Annotated in this window: 4 protein-coding genes; 1 reads left to right on the top strand and 3 read right to left on the bottom strand. The window is 42.6% G+C overall.

Going from position 1 to position 4333, the window contains the following annotated elements; all coding sequences use genetic code 11:
- Positions 1–272: 272 nt before the first annotated feature.
- From F6K51_RS35385 to F6K51_RS35375, 3 genes are all read right to left on the bottom strand, one after another.
- Complete coding sequence (locus F6K51_RS35385; RefSeq protein ID WP_293030346.1) at positions 273–2237, bottom strand: ShlB/FhaC/HecB family hemolysin secretion/activation protein; 1965 nt, start codon at positions 2235–2237, stop codon at positions 273–275.
- A gap of 383 nt (positions 2238–2620) precedes the next feature.
- Entirely contained in the window at positions 2621–3067 is a 447-nt protein-coding gene (locus tag F6K51_RS35380) for a helix-turn-helix domain-containing protein (protein WP_293030343.1), read from the bottom strand.
- 197 nt (positions 3068–3264) lie between these two features.
- The gene (locus F6K51_RS35375) at positions 3265–3414 is read right to left on the bottom strand and encodes a hypothetical protein (RefSeq protein WP_293030340.1); all 150 of its coding nucleotides are present in this window, start codon (positions 3412–3414) and stop codon (positions 3265–3267) included.
- Between the two features lie 151 nt (positions 3415–3565).
- Here F6K51_RS35375 and F6K51_RS35370 point away from each other — a divergent pair, with 151 nt between their 5' ends.
- Entirely contained in the window at positions 3566–3757 is a 192-nt protein-coding gene (locus F6K51_RS35370) for a hypothetical protein (RefSeq protein ID WP_293030337.1), read from the top strand.
- Positions 3758–4333: the final 576 nt, after the last annotated feature.

Below are 4333 nucleotides of genomic sequence, written 5' to 3'. Positions count from 1 at the left end.
CCTAAGAGGTCTTTTTAGATTGTCCCACAAAACTCCAGATATCTTTCCCCTCCTGGGAGGGGTTAGGGGTGGGTTCCTCTTGCCTTTTGCCTCTTGCCTTTTGCCTCTTGCCAAAATAAGTGTATTTACAACCGAGAGCAAAACGGTATATATCCTTTTTTTGACCATTGTCTTTTTTTCCGATTACTGCATCTGATAACTATGATCATAAGCGCTATATTAATAGCAATTTTTAATTGTTAATTTTTAATTGTTAATTTTTATTTCTTTGATCAAAATGGTCTAAAAATCACCGAAAAATAGAAGCCATCTTCCTGTAAGGTTCTATCCCTAGTGTCAACAGGCACTAACTGCAAGCCCCAGCCGATATTAGCCTCTAGTAAATCTCCTTGCTGCCATCGCAAACCTAGACCAAGGGATGCGATCGTGTTATCATCAATATCATTTTCATCGTCTTTATTCCAGCCAGTACCAAAATCAAGAAAAGGAGTTAACTGCACTAGAGTTCCGCTATCAGGATTCTGAATAATTGGCAGACGCAGCTCCGCAGAAATAAAGGCACCATTGTCTGATAAAATTAGATCCTGGCGATAGCCCCGTACACTCTGTAAACCCCCAATCCCTATCTGTTCTAATGGTACCAAGCCTCGGTCTGCTAGTTGCACATCCCCTCGGATTAATAAGATAGTGTTTGGTGCCAGTAGCCTTACCCATTGCCCTTGACCACGCCACGCGAAGAAATTGCTATCTGGTTCACCCCTGTTAATGGTAGTATCTCCTGAACTAATCCCGATACTTAACTGGGAACGAGCTGCTAAAACTTGTTGTTCACTGCGCTTCGTCCACTCTTGGAATAACCGGATGGCATTAATCCGCGTACGCCCTTCATCATCAGCTCCTGCTGATAAAGGAAAGGGCGTATCTAATATAGATGTTTCACTTTCCTGGCGTGAGCCGGTGATACCAATAGCTACTTCTTCCGTAGGAGTTTGGAATACAGGCTGGCGCAGGGTTATTTCATAAAACCGTGATTCTGAGTCAATATCTATCCTATCAAAAGGAGGCTCAATTACTTCACTAGCTGTTGTCCCATAAGCCAAGCGCAGAGTACCATTACGAGGATTAATCGGTAAGGTATAGCTAACATCAAAGGTATCACTACCATCAGTGTTAGTATAGTTGAATTCTAAGGCATCTCCCAATCCCAGTAAATTGCCTTCTCGAATTTGGGGACGACGCCGAAAGCTTCCGACACTGGGAGAGCGCCCATTATCTAATGTTATTTGGGTGCTGAAGGTATCGGCTTCAGTTACTTTTACTTCTAGCAAACTCTCCCCAGGCTCAATACCCGCCGACAATTCAGCTGAGATGTTGGCAATTAGAGGGTCGAGTCGCAGCATTTGTAAGCCGTTCAGTAAGCGCCTTACATTCAGAGGCTTCTTGGTAGCGATCGCAAGACGGCTTTTGATGTAATTAGGATTAAGCCGACTCAGACCCTTGACAATAATATCTTCTAATTCCCCTTCGATAATGTCAATTCTAACTACCCCATCTTCAAGTTCCTGAGGTGGGATATAGGCTCCAGAGTTAACGTATCCTTCCTGATCATATAACTTGGTAATCTCAGACCGGATTTTAAATAATGTTGGGAAGGAGATCGGTTGATTGAGGAAAGGTTTGGTAATTTCCGCTAATTCTTCCTCGCTGAATACGGTTGAGCCAATAATATTAAAGCGTTTAATTACAATTCGTTTTGGAATGTCCTCCAGAATTTCGTCCGGTAAATCGGGGCTAGGAGTAGACGGGTCAAGAAGTTCGTCCACAGGAGGAAGTTTCTGGGGAGGTTGAGGTTCTGGTGCTGGTTCCAGAGAGGGAGGTCGTCTAGGCTCGGGGAAAGGGATTCGCCGCCGATCCTCGGGTAGCTCTATACCCGGAGGTAGGTTTGGAGGTAGGGCTTGACTAATTTTTGCCGGGGCTGGAGGACTCAGGAGTTGGTTAATATCGATGGCGTTGAGATTTGTTACAGTGTCGCTCCCTAAAACTTGATTATCCCTTTTGTTCAAGTTCTCTGGAATTGGCACTGGCTCCTGTGGCCATGAATCCTTTACGAAGATTAGACTCTGATCATTAACAGCAGCTCCAGCTTCTAAAGGTTTCAAGATTAGGCTACTAACGACTGCTAATGCACCCAAGGTTAACAGAGATGAACTCCTGACTACCGCAACAAATCTAAACATTACTTACCAGATCGCAATTGTTTTTAGTAGGTAAGAACTATTAATTAGTTTTCCTGGTGCTAGAGTGACAAATAACACGAACAGTAGTCAAGGGTAAGGGAATAAATTGAGAACTAATGTAATATATCTGTAGATATATCAGTGTATTTAGGGATAACTTTTGCGTCCGCTGAATGTGACTAGTAAGTATATCTACTAATCATCTAGGGATAACTTTTGCGTCCGCTACTCCGAGTGAAGCATTTCTGCTGTTTGATTTGAACCCTTGACCAATAACATTAAGGTTTTAACCTTCAAGTTAACACCTTGTTTGTTTGATTCTTAAGCTACGCAAACAAGTAGCTTCCAGCTGGGATGACCCCAAGCTAATACTGATCTTGCAATTAACTAAAGACTTTAGTGAGAATTTCTACACAAGGGTCAACTTCCAGCCACACCGTAGCCCCACAATCCTTGGGACAATTGGGTTGATAGACTAACCGAGATGGACCCTTGATTTCTACATAATGACCGTAGGTGTTGCGATTGCCTTGTTTGACAGTGAGCACAGGCTTATAGGTGTCGTACTTTTTATTTTGCTTAATCACGTTCTGGTTGACGTGGATGTAAGTCGCCACCTTCTGGAAACCTCTTCTCCAGGTTCCCTTGGGTCCACGGCGACCAGGACTGACCCTAGGCAAGCCGTTAAATAGGGGAATTTGCCAAAATCTGCCTACTTTTTGAGCGCCCTTAATTCTGCCATTTTTGAGAAGTTGGCGAACTCGTTGGACGCAAATCCCTAGAAGAAAAGCTGCTTGGGTAGTTCCGACTATCTTGGTTTGTTGGTTCATTTTTTGTGATCCTTTACTATCGCGCTAACCTTATATCTAATATAACACATGAATTTCAGGTTGTGTTAGGTTTTTTTCAAAACTTTACATTTTATCTAGCGCTAGTCTTTATGCATGCTAAGGGTTGTTTGGGTTGATTAAGTGATGAGCTTAAAATAGCGCTATACTTTAGCCAAATTTATCTAGCGCTAATTTTTTTACCCGATTCCCGACTCCCGACTCCCGATTCCCGATTCCCGACTCCCGACTCCCGATTCCCGATTCCCGATTCCCGATTCCCGACTCCCGATTCCCGATTCCCGATTCCCGACTCCCGACTCCCGACTCCCGACTCCCGACTCCCTCAAGACTTTGTTACAAAAATTTGCAAAATATGTTATAATTAAAGTTTTTTATGTTATAATATAAACATCGACGTGAAAGCGTTAAGAGCCAGCCTGAAGTTTTCCCAAGGCCGAAGGCTGGCTCTAGACCCCCAGTTAAGGAGATACCTAAAGTATGACTTACTCTGAACGCCTATACCCCTGGGCAATCATCCGCCTATTGCCACAAATGCAACGAGTCGTTGTTGGTCGGTACCGGAACCGGTCTGATGCCGAGGGGCATTTGCAGGTGCTTAAACGCCTGATGCCTGATGGGGAATTTGTGATTATTTTTGATTTGCCCGAGTCTATGGATGAAGAAACTTAGGGGGATTATGGAGTTGGGAGTTTTTTTCACAGCCTTGTTTTTCCTCTAAAGGAGTATATAAATAGTTCAATCTAGTAAATTTACTGAAGTCATTCAATAAAAACGTCGCTAAATTCGGTGTATACTGAAAAAGGGAGACTTCAATAACAAAGAATTGAAGTCTACTCCCTCCATATCAGGTATTTGTTCGTAATACCAACTTGCGTACCAATCCGTATCCATAAGTTTGAGTCACGCCAAATTTTAGTTTTTTTCGTAAGTAGTCAGTTTTTAATATTACGCTTATCGTTGCAAGTTGGTATAGCACTAAGCATTAAGGTGTTTGACGTTGATAAAAGCTAAAAAGCAGTTGTAGTAAACTTTTGTCTTTTGCCTTTTGCCTCTTGCCTCTTGCCTTGCGCGTAGCGCTATGCTATATAAGTGCTGAGTACTTACGTTAAATTGCTCAGGGATATCTTATCATTGGGATAGATTAGTTATGACTTACAAGATTTTAAGCTTAGATGGTGGTGGTTTTCGGGGAGTAATATCTGCTCGAATTATCCAAAAATTTGAAGAAAAACTTGACAAGCCATA

The sequence above is a fragment of the Moorena sp. SIO3I8 genome (genome assembly GCF_010692325.1).
In the GTDB taxonomy this organism is placed as follows: domain Bacteria; phylum Cyanobacteriota; class Cyanobacteriia; order Cyanobacteriales; family Coleofasciculaceae; genus Moorena.
Note: the sequence above shows the minus strand (reverse complement) of the source record. Positions and strands in the feature narration are given on the sequence as shown.